Annotated in this window: 16 protein-coding genes; 3 read left to right on the top strand and 13 right to left on the bottom strand. The window is 45.3% G+C overall.

What is annotated here, in order from left to right; all coding sequences use genetic code 11:
• Positions 1–122 precede the first annotated feature (122 nt).
• From IGI72_RS05835 to IGI72_RS05780, 12 genes are all read right to left on the bottom strand, one after another.
• On the bottom strand, positions 123–1,343 hold the full coding sequence (locus tag IGI72_RS05835; RefSeq protein WP_010747782.1) for an MFS transporter: 1,221 nt from the start codon (positions 1,341–1,343) through the stop codon (positions 123–125).
• A gap of 188 nt (positions 1,344–1,531) precedes the next feature.
• On the bottom strand, positions 1,532–2,131 hold the full coding sequence (locus IGI72_RS05830; RefSeq protein ID WP_368263966.1) for a YczE/YyaS/YitT family protein: 600 nt from the start codon (positions 2,129–2,131) through the stop codon (positions 1,532–1,534).
• A 107-nt stretch (positions 2,132–2,238) separates the two neighbouring features.
• Positions 2,239–3,723, bottom strand: a complete 1,485-nt coding sequence (locus IGI72_RS05825; protein WP_005225520.1) for a response regulator transcription factor — start codon at positions 3,721–3,723, stop codon at positions 2,239–2,241.
• Complete coding sequence (locus IGI72_RS05820) at positions 3,716–5,464, bottom strand: sensor histidine kinase (RefSeq protein ID WP_270276071.1); 1,749 nt, start codon at positions 5,462–5,464, stop codon at positions 3,716–3,718. The genes IGI72_RS05825 and IGI72_RS05820 overlap by 8 nt, the downstream gene beginning before the upstream one ends.
• The gene (locus tag IGI72_RS05815) at positions 5,457–6,077 is read right to left on the bottom strand and encodes a DUF624 domain-containing protein (RefSeq protein WP_413152782.1); all 621 of its coding nucleotides are present in this window, start codon (positions 6,075–6,077) and stop codon (positions 5,457–5,459) included. Before IGI72_RS05815 ends, IGI72_RS05820 begins: the two co-directional genes overlap by 8 nt.
• A 278-nt stretch (positions 6,078–6,355) precedes the next feature.
• Positions 6,356–7,825: an ABC transporter substrate-binding protein gene (locus tag IGI72_RS05810; RefSeq protein ID WP_005225517.1), complete on the bottom strand. Its 1,470-nt coding sequence runs from the start codon at positions 7,823–7,825 to the stop codon at positions 6,356–6,358.
• 27 nt (positions 7,826–7,852) lie between these two features.
• On the bottom strand, positions 7,853–8,773 hold the full coding sequence (locus IGI72_RS05805; protein WP_005225516.1) for a carbohydrate ABC transporter permease: 921 nt from the start codon (positions 8,771–8,773) through the stop codon (positions 7,853–7,855).
• Positions 8,774–8,786: 13 nt separating this feature from the next.
• Positions 8,787–9,668: an ABC transporter permease gene (locus IGI72_RS05800; protein WP_086294872.1), complete on the bottom strand. Its 882-nt coding sequence runs from the start codon at positions 9,666–9,668 to the stop codon at positions 8,787–8,789.
• A 240-nt stretch (positions 9,669–9,908) separates the two neighbouring features.
• Entirely contained in the window at positions 9,909–11,300 is a 1,392-nt protein-coding gene (locus IGI72_RS05795; RefSeq protein WP_413152780.1) for a glycoside hydrolase family 1 protein, read from the bottom strand.
• Positions 11,293–12,168, bottom strand: a complete 876-nt coding sequence (locus IGI72_RS05790; protein ID WP_081091708.1) for an ROK family protein — start codon at positions 12,166–12,168, stop codon at positions 11,293–11,295. Before IGI72_RS05790 ends, IGI72_RS05795 begins: the two co-directional genes overlap by 8 nt.
• 3 nt (positions 12,169–12,171) lie before the next feature.
• A complete protein-coding gene (locus IGI72_RS05785) occupies positions 12,172–14,850 on the bottom strand; it encodes an alpha-mannosidase (protein WP_413152779.1) in 2,679 nt (892 codons plus the stop codon).
• 73 nt (positions 14,851–14,923) lie between these two features.
• Positions 14,924–16,213: a glycoside hydrolase family 125 protein gene (locus IGI72_RS05780; protein WP_086294869.1), complete on the bottom strand. Its 1,290-nt coding sequence runs from the start codon at positions 16,211–16,213 to the stop codon at positions 14,924–14,926.
• A 155-nt stretch (positions 16,214–16,368) separates the two neighbouring features.
• Here IGI72_RS05780 and IGI72_RS05775 point away from each other — a divergent pair, with 155 nt between their 5' ends.
• Positions 16,369–17,421, top strand: a complete 1,053-nt coding sequence (locus IGI72_RS05775) for a GntR family transcriptional regulator (RefSeq protein ID WP_015509306.1) — start codon at positions 16,369–16,371, stop codon at positions 17,419–17,421.
• A gap of 5 nt (positions 17,422–17,426) precedes the next feature.
• Entirely contained in the window at positions 17,427–19,577 is a 2,151-nt protein-coding gene (locus tag IGI72_RS05770) for a GH92 family glycosyl hydrolase (protein WP_413152777.1), read from the top strand.
• Between the two features lie 85 nt (positions 19,578–19,662).
• Here IGI72_RS05770 and IGI72_RS05765 read toward each other — a convergent pair whose 3' ends face one another.
• Positions 19,663–20,469, bottom strand: coding sequence for an HAD-IIB family hydrolase (locus tag IGI72_RS05765; RefSeq protein WP_413152776.1), 807 nt, complete (start codon positions 20,467–20,469; stop codon positions 19,663–19,665).
• A 172-nt stretch (positions 20,470–20,641) separates the two neighbouring features.
• Between IGI72_RS05765 and IGI72_RS05760 the strand changes: the two genes are divergently transcribed.
• A complete protein-coding gene (locus tag IGI72_RS05760) occupies positions 20,642–21,637 on the top strand; it encodes an ROK family protein (protein ID WP_213355196.1) in 996 nt (331 codons plus the stop codon).
• Positions 21,638–21,664 lie beyond the last annotated feature (27 nt).

Genomic DNA, 21,664 nt, shown 5'->3' with positions numbered 1-21,664 from the left:
ACATCACTTCCTTTTTAAATGAATAAGTCAAAGTATAGCGGATAGAAACTATCTTGACTAGAGGAATTTCAGAAAACAAAAAGCAAATACCATGAAAAGACGGCATTTGCTCCAAAATTTTTTTATTCTTTTGTGGATTCTTGAAAAACCAGCAACGGAAGCTGTCGTTTTTTGTGCATTTGTTGAACCAAATAAATTCCTGCCAGCAAGATGATCGGGAAAACGATCGCCCCTAGAATCCCAACCTGCAGCTGTTGTCCCGTCCATTCGACGATACTGCCGACGACAGCGGGTCCGATTGAACACCCTAAATCTCCTGCTAATGCCAAATAAGCAAATAGCGCCGTTCCGCCGTTGCGAATGTATTGCGCAGAAAGACTAAAGACCCCTGGCCACATGATCCCTACGGCAAAACCGCTTAAGCCGCAGCCAAGGAACCCGATCAATGGCAATGAAGCAAAGCCGATCATCATATACGCCAGTAGGCAAAGCAAAACACTCAAAAACATAAAGCGTTTCAAATCGATGCGTTCCCCGAACTTGCCGTAAAGCAAGCGGGAGATCCCCATCATCAAGGCAAAAACCATTGGCCCTGCTAAATCGCCTAGCGTCTTACTAACACCTAAGCCCTGTTCGGCAAAGGTCGATGCCCATTGGCTGACTGCTTGTTCGCTGGCTCCAGCACAGACCATCATCACCAGAAACAGCCAAAAGCTTTTCAAGGAAAAGAGCTGCCGAGTGGTCAACCCTCGTTCTCCTTCGGCAACGATTGGCGCCAACGGGACTTTGGTAAAGAAAAACAAATTGACCAACGGGATCAGCGCCCAGATGATCGCCAAAATCGGCCACTGTTGAATACCGAACACCATGAAGAACGCAGTTGAGAACAAAACAACCCCCACGTACCCCCAGCAATAAAACGAGTGCAGCATGCTCATCGTTTTTTCCTTATGTTCCGTTGGACAGGCTTCAACGATGGGACTGACTAAGACTTCCAGCAAGCCACCGCCAATGGCATACAACAAAACCGCTGCTAACAATCCGCTAAACGGGGTCGGAAACCATAAGGGAAAAACGGCTAGACCAATCAAGCCGATCGCTGCAAAAAAATGCGCGGCTACGATCGACACTCGATAGCCGATGCGGTCTACAAAAAAGATTGCTGCAAAATCGACGGCTAACTGGGTCAAAAAGTTAAAACTAACCAGCAAAGTAATCTGGCTGATCGGTAGCTGGTATTGGCTTTGAAAGGTCAAAAATAATAAGGGGGCAAAATTATTGATGACGGCTTGAACGATGTACCCTACAAAGCAAGCCGCAATCGTCGAACGATAACTTTTCATTTTCACTTCTCCTTTACTCGTCTTATCAGTATACCAAGTCCAATAAGACAGTAACCATGGAGAAAACACTTTTTTTACCCAGAGAATCTTAAGGAAATCAGGATTTTTCTTCCTTCAGATAATTCCCTTAAATGGAAGCAGCAAAAAAGCTGTCCTTACAGACAGCTTTTTCCGACTTATTTTCAAGGCTAGGCGTTTTTCTTCCGAGCAGCGATGGTTTTCATGGTGGCTTCAAAGATTGGGCCAATAAAGACGATACACAAGAGAGTACCTAACCCAACACTGGCGCCTAGCGCAAAACCGATCAAGACCATGGCTGCATCCAAGCCGATACGGATCGTTTTTTGCGTCAATTTGCTTCGTTTGTAGATCAAGGCAGTCAAGGCTTCTAACGCCGCTGATCCTTTGTTGGAAGAAACGTAGATACCAGCGCCGATCCCAAATAAGATCGGTGCTGAAAAAATAGCGATCCAAGGATAAAAAGGCAAATGAATCGATACTTTGTCCATCACTGGTTCAAAGATCCCAATCAACAGGCCTAAGCCGATCCCGTTGATAAAACTGCCAATGCCTAATTCGGCACGATCAAAGACTGCAACGATCAACAAAACAATAATATTAAAACACAAACTGGCAATCCAAAAAGGGACATCGACGAAATTCAAAATTCCTAGTAAAAACGTACTGATCGTATCATAACCTTGATGGGCGGTGATCAATAAGGAAATGGCCAACGCAATCAGCCCGGTACCTATCAAAACTTGTGCAAATTTTTTGGTTTCTTTCACAACATCACGCTCTCTTCTTTATTTTTCCTCTCTTAGTTTACCGTGAAAGTGTCACAATTACTATCATTTAATCACAAAAACCAGAATTTTTTTGAAGAAATCTAAATTCAATCAAGGGATTCATAATGCTGTTCATAGGTATCGCGAAACTCTTTGGGGGTCAGACCATTCAATTTCTTAAACATTTTGGAAAAATAGTTGGTATTGTTGTAACCAATACGATCGCCGATCTCACTGATCGTAGCTTTCGAATGAAGCAGCAGCTGCTGGGCTTGCTTGATCCGCACCAGATTGACGTACTGATTAAAACTCATTTCCGTTTCTTTCTTAAAGAGCTGGCCCAAATAAACGACGCTGACATGCAGTTCTTCTGCCGCTGATTTGACCGTCAAATCATGGGTATAGCCTTCTTCGATCAGTTGGATCGTCTTTTGAACGATCTCCGAATAGCGTTTTTGCGGTGGCTGCGATTTCGCCAGCTCCAGCACATCATCAAAGAGCTGCCGCAGATCTGCCAGTGTATTAGACTCACGAATCCGTGCCAAAATCTGTTCATGGTTTTCATGGGAAAGTACTGGTAGCTGCCGATAAATATCATTGAACAACAAGAACGAAACATAGCGAACATGCTCAGGGTCTGCTTGGGTTTGTTCCAAAATAGCGAACATTTTATCCAGCTCATGTTGGATCGTTTTGACATCCCCAATGGTCAATGCTTTGTTAAAAGATAGAAACGGGAGTTCTTCGTTTCGCTCTAAAATATCCACGTGGATCGTCTGTTCTTGTAAGAACAGATCCGGGTAGAAGGCTTGCAGTGACTGAACCTGTTTGATTTTTTCATAGGCTTTATACAAATTCTCCCACTCGTTGATGGTTTCGCTCATGATCAACTGCCAGTCTGTACTATTGAGCTGCTGTGCCAGTGCTTTTAGGTCAGCGTTGATTTGCTGCCTTGGTCCAGCAGCAGTAATGATCACTTGGTTTTCATCTAATCGCCCTGGTAAGATCAATGGCTGATCGTGTTGCTGAAAAAACGTCGTGATTTTTTGTAAGATCTCAGCAGTCCCATTGAACTGCAAAACGGTAAAGGGTGCTGCTAGTGGCACCCGCTGTTGCGCCAGCAAATGGAGGTACTCGCTTTCGTTCAATTCATCATTCAACCAAAGCAGCAGGCTTGATTCTTGATACAGTTCTTTTTCTGCCAACAGTTTTTGCTGCTCCTCTAACTCAGCTGCAATTGCTTGTACACTGCTGCGTAGTTCTTCTTTGTTAACAGGTTTGACGAGATAATTACGCACACCTAACGCCATGCCTTGTTTGACAAAGGCAAACTCCTGATAGCCTGATAGAATGATCGAGAAAAATCGATTCCCAAACGCTTGTGCTTGGCGGATCATATCGATGCCGTTCATTTCTGGCATCCGAATATCCGTAATCAGCAAATCAACGGAATGCTCTTGCAAGTACTCGAGGGCTTCACTAGCACTTTTCGCTGTATGCACCACTTCAAAGCCCAGTTCTTGCCAAGGCAAGATCATCTGCAGCCCCTGCAAGATCATGTATTCATCATCAACGAACATTGCTTTATACATCTGTCTCATGCCCCCTTTGCAAACGTTTCTCATCTAAGCGGATCTTGACCGTAAACCCAGCACCTGCCTGAGACGTAACGTCCATTTGATAGGCGCTGTTGAACATGCCCCGCAACCGTTCGTGAACATTTTTGATCCCGATCGAGGTTTGGGCTCCGATCTCCTGATTTTGCAGTTCTTCTTGGATCATCGCCAACTGCTGTGCATCTGCGCCTTTGCCGTTGTCTTTGACCTCAATCACGATCTGATCGACTTCTTTATAAGCCTTGATACTGATGGCATTATCATTGCGCTGATAATCGATGCCGTGAACAAAATAGTTTTCGACAAGCGGCTGCAGCGTGAACTTCGGCAATTCCAACTGTTCTAATGCTGGATCGATGGTTACATGATAGGCGATCTTATCTGGGTAGCGCATCTGAAACAAGTAGACATATTTTTCACAAAAATCGATTTCTTCTTTTAAGGTCTTCGTCTTTTCTTGCGTCGTATTGTTCCGTAGCAGTGCCGAAAAGGCATAGACGACATCCGCCAGCTCTTCTTGGTTGCGACTCAAGGCATACATTCGAATGTATTCTAACGTGTTATACAGAAAATGCGGATTGATCTGTGCTTGCAGCGCCCGCATATCGGCGTCTCGCTGCTTGATCTCTAACGTGTAGATGTCTTTGATATACTCGTTGATACTGTAAGTCATTTGATTGATGGCTTCTGCGATTTCTTTCAGCTCTTGTTGGACATTGGCGGTATCGATCCGCTTATCAAAATTTCCTTGACTGACTTCTTTCGTCGCATAGACGATCTGCTGTACTTGCGATGTATAGCGCTTGAAGGTCCGATGGAGCACCCATAGGACCAATAAGAGAATCCCAATCCCAAAGCTAAAGATCCAAATGGCGCTAGAAAAAATATCCCGCCAGATCACACCTTTTGACAACAAGATCAGTGACAACTCTCCGCTAACGGTCGTTTGTTTTTTGATATAAAAGTCTTTCGACAGAGTGTCGTGAATAGTTCCATGAGCCACCGCCTGATCAATTTTCGCTAAGGTCTGCTTGCTAAGGTTCGCGGCATCCTTGTATAGCCGCTGACCATTGGAGGTATACAAAAAACTGTTAATACCATGCGCTTGGTTGTCTTCTTGTCGATTGGCTAAGACATCGTCTGAGTGAAAAATCACGTAGACTTGCCCTAACGGTTGCGCATAATTACTTGGTTGGGCGATCGAACGAACAAAAAACAGACGATTTTTCAAATCGATCTGCTTGCCGCTGCGTTTTTCTCCATAAGGGGTATCTGGGGTTGCCACTAGTGTCTCATTGCTTTCATCTAGTTGAATAATGATCTCTTCGATACTAGGATGATTACGGATCAAGCGATAGAGGATGTTTGGCAAATACACACTTTGACCCGTCTGGCGAAAAATATCATTACTATAGGAAAAATAGTCTGGCAATGAAAGCTGTAAATAATTGCGCAGCGATTCAAAAGCAGTATCCGAACTGGTAAATTCGCCTAATACCGTTGAAACGACCGCGTTTTGATCCTGCACGTATGCATCCAGCTGCATACTGGTAGCTTCCACGAGGCGTTCGCTGCTATTGAAGCGGTCTGCCCCAGTATATGCCGTCAGAACCAGCATGATAATAATCGAGATGATCACCAAAAGGACGCTATACAACTGCATCAACTGATTGATCAAAAAGTCATGTTTAAACAAACGAAAGCGCTGCTTAGTCATGTGCCAAGTCCCGATCAATGACGGTTTTTTCCTGACTGATCGCCATGTGGCACCACAAAATCAATAGACTGAAGGTTCCAAAGAGCAAGAGCCCTTTCATCATCCAAGTAAAAGCGAAAATACTGGCAATCCCCACGAACAATTTTAGAAAGGTCGCCATATGAAGAAACAGACACACGAAGGACAATTTCAGGTTATTCCACAAGGAAATCTCATAGGATGTGTCAAAAACCACACTTAGTAAGTACAGTAAGATACTCAATCCGCTGACGACAACTAAAACAAAAGAGATCATCAGCCAAATCAAGCCTTGGATCTGGGTAGCTAAATACAAGTTATACACTAAGAAACCTGTCAGTAGGAAGAAAAGATAAAACTGTTTATTGGCTTTGACAAAGACGCTGCGCCAAATGCGCCATGCGCTGCGAAAGCTTTGATGCTCATAATTTAGTCCGTCTTCTTGGATCAAGGTACTAATGGTATGAAACGCTGGACCGATCCCTAAGATTCCGCCACCTGCCAATGTCAATACGACGAAAAACAAATTCAACTTCACGATCGCCCAAATCAAGCGAAAGCCCTTGACCAACCCACTATTTGCTGTTTCTTCCATTTAAAATTCCTCCCTTATTTGTTCCCTATCGAAAATGTAGCATGATTTTAGCTTCCTACTCAAGCTACCTGAGAATCTTTTAATGCTATGTACGTTTTAGAGGCACTATGCTTGCTGCTTGAAGGTTAAAAAACAAAAGTAACGTTATTTTTTCATCAAAGATTCCGCTACTTACTTTAAAGAAAAAGCAGCCAGAAGCTAGACGTGGGAACCATTGGTCCTGATGCGTTTAGCCTCCGGCTTACTTGATCTATTGATTGGTGAGCGGCGCCTGTTGCTTATTCTTGGCTTGCACGATACTCATCAAATTGTTTTTGCATTTCATCGCGGACCTTCTCCCAGCCAGCGGTTTTTAATTCTTCGTTTAGTTTCGGAACATTTTCTTCTGGATCGATCGTTCCCGTTGCTAAACTTGCTTTGTAACGGTTCATGACATTGGCGATATTCGTGATTTCTGTTTTCACATTATCAGTCTTGAAGTTGAACCCTAAGATTGGTGATGCTTCAGCGTTAGCAATATTTTCATCACGCTCTTTGATCATATCGTCTGTGATGGATTCTTGTGTATAAAGGATCATGTTGTTCCCAGTGTTCCAAGCAGCCATCCGGGTATTTGGCAAGTAGCCATCAAGGAGACGGATTTTGTTGTCTTCGCCCTCGATTTTTTCCCATGCTTCGCCTTCGACACCCCAAACCAATCCATTCAACAATTCAGGATCGCTGTTCAACAAGCCCAACACTTCCACTGCTTTTTCTTTGTTTTTCGAAACATTCGCTACGACAAAGTTTGCCATTTGCGCTTGGCCTGTTGATTTTAATTGTTTCGTGATTGGACGTGAAACCAATTCATGACCTGCGGCATTGCTTAAGATCGTATCGCCGTAATCCATTGGTCCTTGGGTTTCTTCACGCATGAACCATGTGTTACCTTCTAATGGGTAACCAGTCGTATTAGTGGCTGCATCAGTTGGGATCAAGCCTTCGTTGTACCATTTGTGCATCAATTTCAAGTTTTCCATTTGTTCATCATCTTCGTATTGATTGATGATCTTCGTTGTATCGCCGTCCAATTTAACAGCAAATGGGTAATCTTTCCCGATCACATAATCATAGTTTCCAGAAACATTAAAGGTTTGTCCGATCGCAAACGGTGCGATGTTTGGTTCTTCTTCTTTAAACTTCTTCAACACGTCTTCGGCATCTGCATAAGATTCGATCCCGCTAATATCCAAATCATATTTATCTAAATACTCTTTATTGAAGGTCAAGACTTGTTGGGCATAAATATTGCCGTTGACTGGAAAGGCATATAATTTTCCGTCGATCGTATTGCCTTTGATATAAGATTCGTCTAATTGATCATACGCTTCTTTGGCATATTTTGGTGCTAACTCCGTCAAATCTGCATACGCGCCTTTTTGCGCATTCGCAACGTAGTTTGAGGCAAAGGAAATATCGTAGTTTTCACCCGATGAAATGATGGTACTCATTTTTTGATCCCAATCACCCCAGCCGATATACTGCAGATCGATGCGAGCGTTGGTTTTTTCTTCAATGCGTTTATTGGCGATCTCCATTAATTGATCAAAGTTTTCTGGCTTGTCCCCGACTTGATACATCAATAAAGTCGTTACGCCGTCTGCATTGTTTTCTGAATCGGATGTTGCGCCGTTCGACCCACAGGCAGCCATTCCCAAAGTTGCCGCTGCGGCCATCCCAGCAAAAGCTGTTTTTTTCCACAAATTCATTTTTGTTTCCTCCCTATACTTATTTGATTATTCTTTGACGCCACCAATTGTCAGACCACCGACAAAATACCGTTGGAAGAATGGATAGGTGATCGCAATCGGTAAGGTTGCAACAACAACGATTGCCATGCGAGCAGTTTCGCTTGGCAAAGCGGCCAAACCACCTTGGATCTGGGCAGCCATACCAGAGCTTTTGGCTAGATAGTCCAAGTTGCTTTGAATCCGCATCAAAAGTGCTTGTAAGGGCACTAAAGAGTCTTTTTGAATATACAACAATGCATTGAACCAGTCATTCCAATAGCCAAGAGCGGCAAATAGACTGATCGTTGCGATCCCTGGAACGGCTAACGGCAACACGATGGACAGAAAAATCTTCATTTCGCTGGCACCGTCGATGCGCGCAGATTCTATAATACTATCTGGTACCGTCTTTTTAAAGAAGGTCCGCATAACAAGGATATTAAAAGGCCCTAAGGCAAGGGGCAAAATCAACGCCCAAATCGTGTCTTTCAATTGGATCAAGTTGACCATCACTAAGTAATTGGCAACCATCCCTGGCGCAAACAACATGGTGATCAAAGCGAAGATCGTAAAGAAACGACGGAATGGAAAATTTGAGCGAGAGATGACATAGGCATAGAGCGAAGTCATCGTTGCATTGACGAAGGTACCAAAAACAGTGATAAAAATAGATACGCCAAATGCTTGGAAAATTTTGCTGCTCATTTGTCCGCTAAACAGGTAGGTATACGCTGCGAACGAAAATTCTTGTGGCCAAAAGCGATAGCCGTTTTCTGCCAAAGAGGTTTCACTGGTCAATGAGATCGCGATCACAAAGAGAAACGGCAAGACACAGGAAATCGCGAACAGACCGATCACGATATTAAAAATCAGGTTGACCGTTGGGTTAAAGGAGCGGATCTCGACTTTCGTTACTTTTTTCTTCATTTATCCATCCTCCTTAGAATAATGCTGAATCTGGTTCTAGTTTACGAACAACCAAATTCGCTGTTAGTAATAATAATGCCCCAACCACTGATTGATAAAGGCCAGCAGCTGCGGTCATCCCGAAGTCACCTGTGGCAGTCAGTCCATTATAAATGTACGTATCTAAAACGGAGGTGACTTGGTACAACGCCCCAGAGTTTCGTGGGACTTGATAGAAAAGTCCGAAGTCGGCACGGAAGATCCCACCGATGTTCAAAATCAACAAAACAGAAATCATTGGAATCAGCTGTGGCAACGTCACATTTTTGATCTGCTGCCATTTGCTGGCGCCATCGACCATCGCGGCTTCGTAATACGTCTGATCGATCCCGACCACTGACGCATAATAGATGATGCTGTTGTAGCCTAAGCTCTTCCAGACATTCATAAAGACGAAAATAAACGGCCACCATTTCGGATCAGCATACCAGTTGATTCCTTCACCGCCCATACCCGTGATCCATTGGTTAATGATCCCTTTGTCTGGACTCAAAAAGGCATAGACAAAGTACGAAATAACCACCCAAGAAAGGAAGTACGGCAACAGGGACATCGTGTGATACACTTTTACCAAGCGCTTATTGCGCAGCTCACTCATAATAATGGCAAAGGCAATCGCAAAGAATAGGTTGAATGCTAAAAATACGATATTGTAGAGTAGGGTATTTCTAGTGATCAGCCAAGCATCATTAGATGCAAATAAAAATTTAAAGTTATCAAAGCCGACCCATGGGCTTTGTTTCAAACTGGCAAAAAAGCCGTCTGGTGAAATGTGGAAATCTTTGAACGCCACCACATTTGCGAATACAGGTATATAGAAAAAAAAGATAAACCAGACAACACCTGGCAAAGCCATCAATATCAACGCTTTGTATTGCCAGACATTCCTCCAAAACCCCTTTTTCTTCACATCTCATCATCTCCTTCATGCTACTAGAATAACGCTTTCATCCCTAAAAAATAAGGAACAAACTAAAGATAAAATGAAACAAATTAAAGGTCTTTGTTTATATTTTGTTTCTATTCTTTAAAAAACTGAAAAACGTCCTACCTTTTGCAAGATAGGACGCTTCATTGATTTGTTTTTTATGAATGATCAGTCGACAAAGCCGTTTTGTAGAATCACTTCGTGGAACCACTCACCAGACTTTTTGATGGTCCGTTTTTGGGTAGCCAAATCGACAGCAATAAACCCGTAACGATTTTTGAATTCATTCAGCCAAGACCAATTGTCCATGCAGGTCCACATATGATACCCGCGGCACTGGCTGCCTTCTTGGATCGCTTGGTGAACATACCGCAAATGATCTTTGATAAAGGTGATGCGGTACTCATCTTGGATCTGACCGCTGGCATCGATAAAGCGTGTTTCATCTTCGACCCCCATGCCGTTTTCTGAAATATAACAGGGGATATTGCCGTAGTTGTCTCGTAGGTTGATCAAGGTATCATAGATGCCTCGTTCATAGATCTCCCAGCCTCGATGGGGATTGATTTTCTTTTCTGGCCAATCATACACATCGAAGTAATCTTCTGGCATTGGTGTGTCCGCTGTTTTGGCAGAACGCTTTTGCTGCACCCGCCGTGGCTGGTAATAGTTGACCCCCAAGAGATCGACCGTGTTTTCTTTAATGATCTGCAAATCTTCTGCTCTGGTTTCTGGCATGATCGCCAACTCGTTTAAGACAGCGAGCAATTCTACAGGAAAGGTGCCTTTGACCGCTGGATCTAAGAAGGATCGGTTAAAAAAGGCATCTGCCAGTTGCGCCGCTTGGACATCTTTTTCATCGTTCGGATCTTTCGGATAAGTCGGTGTCAAATTCAAGATGATGCCGATTTCGCCTGATTGCTGAGATTGACGGAAGCGTTGGATCGCTAAGGCGCTGGCGAGTGCTTCATGGTAGCCAACTTGCACCGCATGTGCCAAGTTGATTTCTGCTGGGTAATGCTGTTGATACAAATACCCCATCTCCACTGGCACGATCGGTTCATTTTGCGTGAACCAATGACGGACTTGATCACCGAACAACTCAAAACACAAAGCAGCATAATCTGCAAATGCTGTGACAGTCTCGCGATTGAGCCAGCCGCCTTCTTTTTGCAGTGCCATCGGCATATCAAAATGATACAAATTGATGAAGGGTTCGATGCCATTTTCGATCAAAGTAGCGAAGTACTCGCGATAAAACGCCACCGCTTGTTGATTGACCGCCCCTCTTCCTTCTGGCAGCAAGCGACTCCACTGGATCGAGGTTCGAAAAGAATTAAAGCCGATCTCTTTCATCAACGCCACATCTTCTGGGTAACGCTGCAGCAGCTGGACGGTATCTTTTGGTCCCCGTTTTTGATAAAAACGTTCTGGCTCCGTTGCGTACCAATAGTCCCAAATCGAATCGCCTTTGCCATCATCGGCCGTTCGTCCTTCAGTTTGCGGACCGCTGGCGGCGGCTCCCCACCAAAAATCTTTAGGAAAATGCAAGTTAGTCATGGGCAGTCACCTGCTCTTTGCCTAACAAGAGACAGCCGATAATCCCGCTTTTGTTCGGCAAGCCCCAAGTGACGATGTAGTCTTCCACTGGTGGTGTCTCCATATAGCCTGCCATTTGTTTTTGGAAGGCTTGTTGGATTTGAGCGAGTAGATGCGGCTGATTCATGACCCCGCCGCCTAAAATGATTTTCTCAGGTGCTAAGGTCAACGTGATATTGACCAGCGCTTGCCCTAGATAAAAGGCCTGCAACCCCCAAATCTCGTGCGCTTGCGGCAAGTCTTGTCCTTTGATCCCCGTACGTCCTTCTAAAGAAGGCCCTGCGGCTAATCCTTCCAGACAGTCGCCGTGATACGGGCATGTACCAGCATACGTATCTTCACTGTGGCGTTTGACATAGGTATGACCGATTTCTGGATGACCGATCCCCTCGAAAATCTTTCCTTCACGAACGACTCCTGCGCCAATGCCGGTGCCTACTGTCAAATAGACACAGCTGTCTTTGCCTTGCGCCGCTCCTTGACGTAATTCCCCATAAGCGGCAGCATTGACATCTGTTGTCCAAGCAAATGCTGTCTCTGGGTAGCGCTTCTTCAATGCACCGAGAAAATCGAACTGCTGCCAGCCCTGTTTCGGCGTCGCTAGTATGTGGCCATAGGTCGCTTGGGTTGGATCGATCCCGATCGGACCAAAGGAACCGACCCCTAATGACACGAGATCGTAGGGATCGAAAAAGGCAAAGATCGCCGCTAACGTTTCCTCTGGTGTTGTCGTTGGGATCGACTCTTGGGCGATGATCGTCAACTGGTCATCGGCAACGGCACAAATCATTTTTGTGCCGCCGGCTTCAATTCCTCCATAAACCATCATTACTCACTCCTTTACTCCAATGGTACGAATTTCATATGGGTGTAATTGCTCATTGACGGTCGATGCTTGTTCTTCCTCTAAAAGGTTCAACAGACAGAGCGTCGCCTGCTCTTTTTGCACGTGAAAGGCAGTGGCTTGATCCGCCAAATTATAGCCCCGCAAAACGATCTGCTGGTCTTGGCGATTGCGTTTTAAAGCGGTGATAACTACCGTCGTTCCATGAGCTTCCATGTATTGGTTGCTGCTGGCTAGCTTGCCTTGATGCTTGTCGGTCTGACTTGCCGTCCAAGGAACTTGGGCAGCTTGTGCTTGGCGATACGTTTCATAACGTTCTTCAGGAGCCCCATGACAGGCTACACCGTATTCAAAGGTGTGGCTGCCTAAGCATTGCGCTTCTGGTGTTGGGAAGTAGCCCCAATCGCCTAGCTCTCCCGTACAGCGCAACAAGGTCAAGCAGATCTGATCCTTCACGATTTCATATTCGTTCAAACCAAAATTAGAAACCGTCATGCCGCCAGTTTCATCATGCAAGTTGACAAAGGCGTGCTGATGCTGCGGATTTGTTGGGTTTTCCCAATGACTAGAAACCTGATTCGGCCGTTTTACGACTTCATAAATGCTGTCAGCTTCATGGAAATCCGTGATGATCCCTGTTGGGAATAACACCCGCAGTCGGTGATCTTTGCTTTGGTTGTTGACGGTGGTTTTAAATGCCAGGCGGTTGCTGGTTCGTTCTAAGCGAATCTCCGTCTCGATCTTGAAAGCAACCAATTCTTGACTCCGCTGTGCCTTACGGAAACGGAAATCGACAACAGCTTTTTGTTCTTCTAACAAACGGTCATCTGCTGAAACGGGAATCTGCAATTCTTGCGTCAGTCGCACGATCCCCACCAGTGGATCGTTTTGTTCGATCGTCACGTGATGCGGAAATTGTGTCGATAAGATTGCTTCATCCCCTTCTGGTTGTTTGAAGATGTACTCATTGGCGATATCCCCCACATCCTCGAAAACCAGTAAATTGCGATACGTTTTTTTGGTTGCTTTGTCTGTAATCGTCAAGCTGCCGTTTTCAGTAATGACGGCTTCCAAATGTGCGTTGGCAAGTTTGCGCCCTCCTTCTGAAACGATCGGGGCGCTCTCTACTGGCGTAGCGGCTTTTTCTACTAGGGCAAAGGTCTGCCATGAAAATTCTGGCAACTGATTTGCTTCAACTTGGACCGTGACAAAGCGTTTCATGAAAGGAATCCGAAAAGCATCTTTAGGCAATTCATAGTCAAAAAGAACCTCTTCTTCACTAATGATCGCAGCAACAGGGTTCCCCTCTTCATCGATCACCGAATAAGAACCTTTTGGCTTCGCCAACAATTCGTGGTAAAGCTTGCTTGGCAATCCTTCACGGAATGTTTTACGCTCAAGTTCGATCACGACTTCCACTAAACCAGAACGGGTGCTGCCAGTGGTGTTGAAGACCACGAAGGGGCGACTCTCCTCAGGAAACTGGCTCGTGTCGATGGCTGCTACTAAATTGCGTAACGCTTCATCTGCCACGAACTTGCCGATTTCATTGGCTTTTTCAAAGCGCGGCATCATTTCTCGGTGTACTTCGTCCACTGAACAGCCACAGATACTGTCGTGAGGATGATTTTGCATCAAGGTTTTCCACGCATGATCCAACATATCGTGAGGATAGCTGCCGCTTGCTTCATAAGCCATAGTTGCTAATGGCTCCGCAACATTTTCTAATTGGCGGGAAACCTTTGTATTCCATTGTTTTAGATAAACTCGGGAAGAGGCGGTATTGGCTAGCGTATACCAACCATCGGTTTCTTGACTGGTCAATTCACCTGTGACAGTTCCTAGGTCATCTGGCAGATCTGCTTGCACCGCTTCAAGGTATTCGGTAAAGCTGGCGTGTTTGAATTCATACTCTGGGAATAGCTCGTTGGCTGTACGAATCGCTGCCGAAATGTCTTTTTGGACGGGTTGATGATCGACCCCATTCATCATTAAGTAATGATTGGTGGCTCCAAATTTTTCTACATCTTGCAGTTTTTGTGTCCAAAAAGCTTTGGCTTCTGCTTTATCCACTGGAATCTCATTGCCATTGGAGTACCAGTTGGCAAAGAGTAGACCAAAGATTTGACTGCCATCTGGACCTTCCCAATGCATTTCAGAATATTGGGAAGTAAATTGATCATCGGGTAAAACTTCGTTGTCAAAGCCGATCGGTTTGACGCCACGTCCAAATGCAGCACTTTCAAGATTGGCTTGCAGCATCATTTGCGGGGTTTGCCCCATATTGCCGAAAGTATCTGGGAAATACCCCAACATAACGGGGGTGCCCCACTTTTTGCTTTCTGCCATTCCAATCAGCATATTACGGGTGTTTGATTCGGCACTGATCAAAAAGTCATCTTGCAAAATATAAAACGGACCGATCTGTAATTTCCCTTGTTTGATAGCCGCTTTGACCGCCTCGCGTTTTTCAGGCCGCACTTCTAAATAGTCATCCAAGATGATCGTCTGTCCATCTAGATGGAAGCTGTGGAACTCAGGGTCATTTTCAATTAATTCTAAAAGATCATCCATCAATTCCACTAGCCGCATGTGATGCTGTTCGTAAGGCATGTACCATTCCCGATCCCAGTGGCTGTGTGAGATGATATAAACTTGTTTCTTCATTGATTTTTACTCCTCGCTGTTTGCGTCGTTGGACTGCTTTTTGTGTCACTCGAATGGTAGTGGGTCGTGCTGCTTATTTTTCCACTCGGATATCGAAATAATCCATGACCAATTCACAAAACATCATGTTCGCCCACGAGAACCATTCTCTCGTGTATTGCGAAGGATCATCGACATCGAACCCTTCATGCATCAAATTTGTACCCGCATCTGTCGCCACTAACTGATCCAAAATTCGTTTCTTTTCTTCTTTGTCAGTGGTGGTCATCCCTTCCATTGCCATGGCGATCGGCCACACATAATTTTCTGGCGTATGAGAGCTACCAATGCCTTTGGCGTATTTTCCTTCATAGAAATACGGATTTTCACTGCTCAACAACGTTTTACGGGTTTGAAGATAAAGGGGATCTTCCATGCTGCCATACCCCAAGTAAGGGGCGGCGATCAAATTCGGCACATTGCTGTCATCCATCAGGGTGCCATTGCCGAATCCATCCACTTCATAGGCGTAGACTTCTTCGCCAGCTTGGTTCGTGGTCAACCCATATGCTTTAATCCCTGCTTCAATGTCTGCTTGTAGTTTTTTCGCTTGTGCCACGATCGCTGCGTCTTCTAAAACCGTCGTAAAGATTTCTTGGATATAGCCTAAGACCACCACCGCAAACATATTGGAGGGAATCAAATAGCCGTATTTGCAGGCATCATCACTTGGTCGAAAGCCTGACCAAGTCAAGCCGACAGGTTTCACTGGTGCGCCTTTGCCGCCATGAGTCAAGGTATCTTCTTTTCGCCAGGTATCCCGTTCAAAGCGATATGGAGATTCCTCATGATTTTGTTCTGTCACAAACACCTCCAAGGCTTTTTTGATGCCTGTTACAAAATCATCATTGAACTGATCGGTTCTGCCTGTGTTTTTATATAGCAGATAGGCCAGTTGGATCGGATAGCATAAAGAGTCGATCTCATATTTGCGTTCCCAGATCCAATCGTTCATTTCTGTATCGTCTGTTTGGTGGCCAGCGCCATTGGCTGATTCGTTAAAGGCATTTGCGTAAGGATCGATCGTAATATAGTAGAATTGCTTCTTGACTAACCCGCTGATCATGCTTGCTAAGTCTTCATCTTCTTTGGCGATCACCAAATACGGACGAACTTGTGCAGTGGAATCTCGCAGCCACATGGCTGGAATATCCCCCGTCAGTAAAAAGGTCGTGCCATCCTCATGACGCTTGACCGTCGTTAGTAGTGTATTGGCAAAGGCTGCGTTAAAATTTTTCGCCCAATCGGCATGCGTTTCTCCGCATAGATCCGTAATCGTTTCCATAAATGTTGCTACTGAAGTTGGTATTTCTTTATAAACCATTCCATCACCTTCCCTGATTTGATATATCAATTTACGAACCTAGTATATCATGAATTAATTGAATGTCTAGCGCTTTTTCAAAATAATTAAAGGGTTTTCATTTTTATTGGTTTATGGTATGCTAACAAATATGATATATCAAAAGGGGTTTTCTTATGAAACAACCATTATATAAAAAAATTTACGCGGAGCTTCACGAAGCCATCGTTGAAGGGCGATTAGCGCCTGGCAGTCGTGTCCCTACCGAAAAAGAACTATCTGAACAATACCAAGTCAGTCGGATCACCTCTAAAAGAGCCTTGACGGAACTGGAACAAAATCAGCTGATCTATCGCGTGCAAGGCAGCGGCAGCTTTGTCCGAGAATTGAAGGAAAAAAAAGCGACTGGACGAATTTTGTTTGTCTTGCCCTTTGCCAATGATCTCTCTTTAGGAAACTTTACCGAAGGCATTTACCCCGTGATGCAAGAACACGGCTTTGAACTTTTGATGACACCAGTGGATTATTTGGAAAAAACGACGGCAGCTGAGCTGATGCAAGAATTCGACGGCCTGATCTATTACGCCAGCAATACGTTTTCTTACTATGACTTGCTGTTCGAATGTGCTGAAAAGCACTTTCCTATCGTGACCTTAGATAAAAAGCTGCATGAGTTTGATTTTCCAGCGGTGATGCCAGATAACTTTCAAGGTGGACAGCTAGCCACAGATCATTTACTTGCGTTGGGGCATCAACGGATCGCTTATATTTTTGGTGATACCCATCATCCGCAATCCGTCCGTCAGCGTTATCTAGGTTACATCGATGCGCTGAAAAAAGCCCAAAGAACCTTTCGCACCAAGCTCGACGACACGGCTGCCAGCATCGCAAATGCGCTTGCCTACTTGGAAGAACATCAGGTCACGGCAGCCGTCTGTGAAAATGACTTGATCGCCATCGAATTGATGCGTGCTTTGCGCCAAGCAGATTTGCACGTCCCTGCCAACATTTCCCTAGTTGGTTTCGATAATATCCAAGCCGCAGCCCTCGTTGATCCAGCACTAACGACTATCGGGCAGAATTTTGCCGAGATGGGGCGCTTGGCAGGAAACCAAGTGATTGAGAAAATCAACGCTGCGAAGGCAGCAACCCCAGTACCAACGGAGACGACCACCCATCTAGTGGCGGTTTCTTTGATCAAAAGAGAATCAACCCAATTAAAGGAGTGAACCAAGTGAACGTATCAATGATCGACACACGACACGGAACAGACAACCAATATAGTTTTTCCCACGGCAACTGCCTGCCTTATACAGGGGTTCCTTTTGGCATGAACTACTTTGCCCCGCAAACCAGCGATCAACGCGGCAGTTGGTGGTTTCATCCAGAAGATCGAACCTTTCAGGGCTTTCGCATCACCCATCAGCCTAGCCCATGGATGGGAGATTTCAGCCATCTGACGATGCTGCCGATAAACGGCACGCTTTCTGAAAATACCCTTTTCCATGCGCAAAGCTCGTATCGTCCCGAAGAAAGCACCTTTAATCCAGCCTTTCTTAAAATCAAGTCGCAGCGGTATTTAACAACAACGACTTTGATCCCCAGCATGTATGGCGGTGTGCTGACTATTGAAAACTGCGGGGATCAGCCAGGTCTTGGCTTGTCACTGCCGGGTGACTATGTCTTAGAACAGGTGGATGAACAAACAGTGGCTGGTCAACTGATCGTATTTTCAGGGTGCGAAGATGAACGATTCACCTTCCATTTCGTCTATCGCTTTGAAACACCCATCACGGCGATCGAAGGTGCCTTGACAGGCAAAGAAGCCTTCGTCGTTCTCCGCTTTGATGATTGCCAAACACAGACGATCCGTTTTGCGACCTCGTTTCTCAGTCGCGAACAAGCTTGTTTGAACTTGCAACGGGAACAGCAATGGGCTCCTGCCGATTATCTAGCTTCTGTCCAACAGCAATGGAATCATTTTTTGCAAAAAATCGAGATCGAGCATCACGATCAAACACAAGTTTCTACTTTTTATCATAATTTTTATCGCTTATTCTTGTTTCCTCAAACCTTCTTCGAAATCGATCAAGAGGGCCGCAAAATGCATTGGGATACCTTGGCAAAAGCAATCAAACCAGGACCACTGTATACAAACAACGGCTTTTGGGATACGTATAAAACTGTCTACCCGCTCTTTTCACTCTTGGCTGTCGAACAATTGGAAGACATGCTGGAAGGCTTTTTGAACAGTTATCGCGAAAGCGGCTTTTTACCAAAATGGCTATCGCCAGATGAGCGTGGATTGATGCCAGGGACGCTGATCGATGCCGTGATCGCTGATGCCGCAGTAAAAGGCATTCGTCCTGATTTGATGCCCGAATTTTTAGCAGCGATGAAAAAAGGCGCCACCGTCCAAAGTGAAAATCCCAATTATGGTCGGCGCGGCACGACGGACTATTTGACTTATGGGTATGTGCCATTGACGCATCATGAATCGGTCAATCACACCCTTGATTATTGTTACAGTGATTTTTGTATTTCACAAGTCGCGCAACAGCTGGGTGACGAGCAAGCAGACTATTATCAGCAGCAATCGCAAAACTACCGCAACATTTTCGATCAGGAAACTGGCTTTATGCGGGCAAAAGATCCCGATGGTGCCTTTCGTCCAGAATTCAGTGACATACGCTGGGGCTTAGATTATGCAGAAGGCAGTGCGTGGCAAAGCAGTTTTGCTGTTTACCATGATTTCGCTGGCTTGATCGCCGAACATGGCGGCAAAGCGGCCTTTGAAGCAAAACTGATCGACTTGTGCAATCAAGAACCTCGCTATACGACAGAAGGCTACGGCTTTGAGATCCATGAAATGAGTGAGATGGCCGCACTCGATTTTGGTCAGCTGGCGATCTCCAATCAGCCAAGCTTCCACTATCCGTATCTATTCAGCTATTTGGGCAAACCAGAAATGGCACAGCCCTTGATCAAGCAGCTATTGACACAATGCTTCAATGACTCGCCCAAAGGCTTTCCTGGCGATGAAGACAACGGTAGCATGGCTGGTTGGTACATTTTCAACTCCTTGGGCTTTTATCCAGTCACACCAGGGACGGGGGAATATGTCATCGGCATGCCATTATTTGATCAAGCAACACTACATCTTGCTTCAGGCAAAGACTTAGTGATCAAGAGCACGCCCAATGCGCCGCAACAGCTCTTCGTGGATAAAATCACATTGAACGAAGAACCCTTCGAGCGATTGTTTTTCACCCACCAAGAATTGACTGCCGGTGGTACATTGAACTTCCAGCTAGGTATCGTCCCTCGCAGCAAAGAGTGGTCAGCCGATGCCTATCCTTATAGCGTCAGTCAACCACATGCATAACGAAAAAACCGCTCCTTAGCAACAGGCAGCACTCTACTTTCAGTCAAATGAAAGTACGTGCTATCCCTGCTAGGGAGCGGTTTTTTTATTGGTTCATTTGTAGCGGTAACAGACGTTCGATGGTTTTCAGCACGCCATTTTCATCGTTTGACTTGGTCACAAACGCTGCCGCTGTCTTGACTTCCTCAAAGGCATTGCTCATGGCGAAACTAAACGTGCCAGCTGCCATCAACTCCAAATCGTTCAAGCCATCGCCGAAGACCATAGTCTCTTCTGGTGTGACGTGCAGCAATTCTTGCAAGTGTGCCACAGTCGTTCCTTTGTGGACGCCTTGATTGGTGATATCGATCCAAGCGGCTTCCGAAGCCACGATGTAGGCGTCGTTTGTAAACTCGCCTAACTGTTGGACATGCTCAAAGCAACGTAGTTTGGGATCAAAAATAGTGAGCTTCACAAAATCTTCGGTGATGGTTTGATAATCCGCCACCGTTTTGACCACCCGATAAGAGCCCCGAACTTTCTGGGCATCTGCTTCATTGGTCGTTTCCGCAATGTACGCCGTAGTCGGTGTACAGGCGATGATCACATGATCTTGCGCAATCGCAGCGAGCTTCGCAATGATCCGCCGCCCTAATTCGTTTGGCAGCAGTGATTCAAAGATGTATTCGCCTTGATGTTTGATGCGGGTCGCGCTATCCCCAAGAATCCAAACATCCGCTGCTGCTTCACCAAACAGTTCTTCCACTCGTTCACACTGTTTGCCGGTACACGCAGCAAAAGCAACACCCGCTTCTTTCATTTGTTGGCTGACTTGTTCATAATAAGGCCGATCAAAACTGCCTTGGCTGTTCAAAAATGTGCCGTCTAAATCTGTGATGACTAATTTGATCATACGTTTCTCTTCCCCTCTACCTCGTGTCCTCTTTATGGCGAACCACTTAATTAACATTGTTAATTAAGTATACTTATTTTCAAGTTTTCCGTCAAGTCAGTCTTTTAAAAACTTTACATCGTTTCATCCCGTCGGTATACTTAATTAAATCACTTCATTAAGGAGAACACCTATGGCTTCTACCACCCATTCCATTCGCCAGCAAAACAAACAGCTGGTTTTAAAAACCTTATTTCAAAACGGGGCATTATTCGCCTCCGATTTAGTAAAGAAAACCGGCATCAGCATGGTCACCACTAACTCATTATTAAAAGAATTGTTGGCAGAGGAAGAAATCACTAAAGGTCCGCTGGAGCAAAAAGAGCTAGGGCGGCCTGCTGTGACCTATCAGCTCAACCAAGACCGAGGCCATTCTCTTTTGCTTAGTTTTATCGATCACGATGGTTCCTTGGCTCTTTGGTCCATGCTGATCGACCGCAAGGGAAAGGTTTTGGCAAAACACGACCAGCCCTTTCCTGATGTTGCCCCTCATCGCTTTCAAGAATGTGTAACGAACGAGCTAGCATTATTTCCCTCTGTGGAACAGATCGCCCTCTTTTTACCAGGAAAAATCAGTGGAGGAACCGTGACTTCCAGCTGGTATGAAAAATTTAATGGCTGGCAGCTGGCAGCCCTCGTGGCAGAGGTCACTGCACTGCCCTTCTACTGTCAAAACGATGCCCATATTTTAACGATCGGCTATTGCATCGCCCAACAGATCTCTTTGCAGCAAACCATCGTCGGCATGTACAATCCCGAAAAAAGCATGCCTGGTATCACGCTCATGGTCAATGGTGCACTTTTAGAAGGAAAAGACGCCCTAGCGGGAGAGGCAAAATTTTTGCCCGGCTACTTGGATCAAGGGGCACCGCAAGACCGCACGGCTTTGGTTCAGCGCCTGACAAGCTTACTGCCATTTTACAATGCTGCTTTTGCCCCCCACTGTATCATTTTAGCCAGCAGTGATGCAGTAAAAACCGATCTCTTAGACGCGATCAAAAAAAATCCATTGCTGCAGCAACAACCAAATCAGCCTGCTTTCCATTATATCGATGCCATCGAGGAAGCCATGGTGCTAGGCATGCACTGGCTGATTTTCCGCAAGACACCTTTTGACTTAGCTCGTTGATGACACAAAGACCATAGAATAATTGAG

The sequence above is a fragment of the Enterococcus sp. DIV1059_2 genome (genome assembly GCF_051713685.1).
Classification (GTDB): Bacteria; Bacillota; Bacilli; order Lactobacillales; family Enterococcaceae; genus Enterococcus_D; species Enterococcus_D casseliflavus.
This window is presented reverse-complemented; position numbering and strand designations above follow the sequence as displayed.

Excerpts from the sequence above, each read along its gene's own strand:
- IGI72_RS05835 (WP_010747782.1), bottom strand. The coding sequence starts at position 1,343 with ATGAAAAGTTATCGTTCGACGATTGCGGCTTGCTTTGTAGGGTACATC.
- IGI72_RS05825 (WP_005225520.1), bottom strand. The coding sequence starts at position 3,723 with ATGTATAAAGCAATGTTCGTTGATGATGAATACATGATCTTGCAGGGG.
- IGI72_RS05820 (WP_270276071.1), bottom strand. The coding sequence starts at position 5,464 with ATGACTAAGCAGCGCTTTCGTTTGTTTAAACATGACTTTTTGATCAAT.
- IGI72_RS05815 (WP_413152782.1), bottom strand. The coding sequence starts at position 6,077 with ATGGAAGAAACAGCAAATAGTGGGTTGGTCAAGGGCTTTCGCTTGATT.
- IGI72_RS05810 (WP_005225517.1), bottom strand. The coding sequence starts at position 7,825 with ATGAATTTGTGGAAAAAAACAGCTTTTGCTGGGATGGCCGCAGCGGCA.
- IGI72_RS05805 (WP_005225516.1), bottom strand. The coding sequence starts at position 8,773 with ATGAAGAAAAAAGTAACGAAAGTCGAGATCCGCTCCTTTAACCCAACG.
- IGI72_RS05800 (WP_086294872.1), bottom strand. The coding sequence starts at position 9,668 with ATGGCTTTGCCAGGTGTTGTCTGGTTTATCTTTTTTTTCTATATACCT.
- IGI72_RS05795 (WP_413152780.1), bottom strand. The coding sequence starts at position 11,300 with ATGACTAACTTGCATTTTCCTAAAGATTTTTGGTGGGGAGCCGCCGCC.
- IGI72_RS05790 (WP_081091708.1), bottom strand. The coding sequence starts at position 12,168 with ATGATGGTTTATGGAGGAATTGAAGCCGGCGGCACAAAAATGATTTGT.
- IGI72_RS05785 (WP_413152779.1), bottom strand. The coding sequence starts at position 14,850 with ATGAAGAAACAAGTTTATATCATCTCACACAGCCACTGGGATCGGGAA.
- IGI72_RS05780 (WP_086294869.1), bottom strand. The coding sequence starts at position 16,213 with ATGGTTTATAAAGAAATACCAACTTCAGTAGCAACATTTATGGAAACG.
- IGI72_RS05775 (WP_015509306.1), top strand. The coding sequence starts at position 16,369 with ATGAAACAACCATTATATAAAAAAATTTACGCGGAGCTTCACGAAGCC.
- IGI72_RS05765 (WP_413152776.1), bottom strand. The coding sequence starts at position 20,469 with ATGATCAAATTAGTCATCACAGATTTAGACGGCACATTTTTGAACAGC.
- IGI72_RS05760 (WP_213355196.1), top strand. The coding sequence starts at position 20,642 with ATGGCTTCTACCACCCATTCCATTCGCCAGCAAAACAAACAGCTGGTT.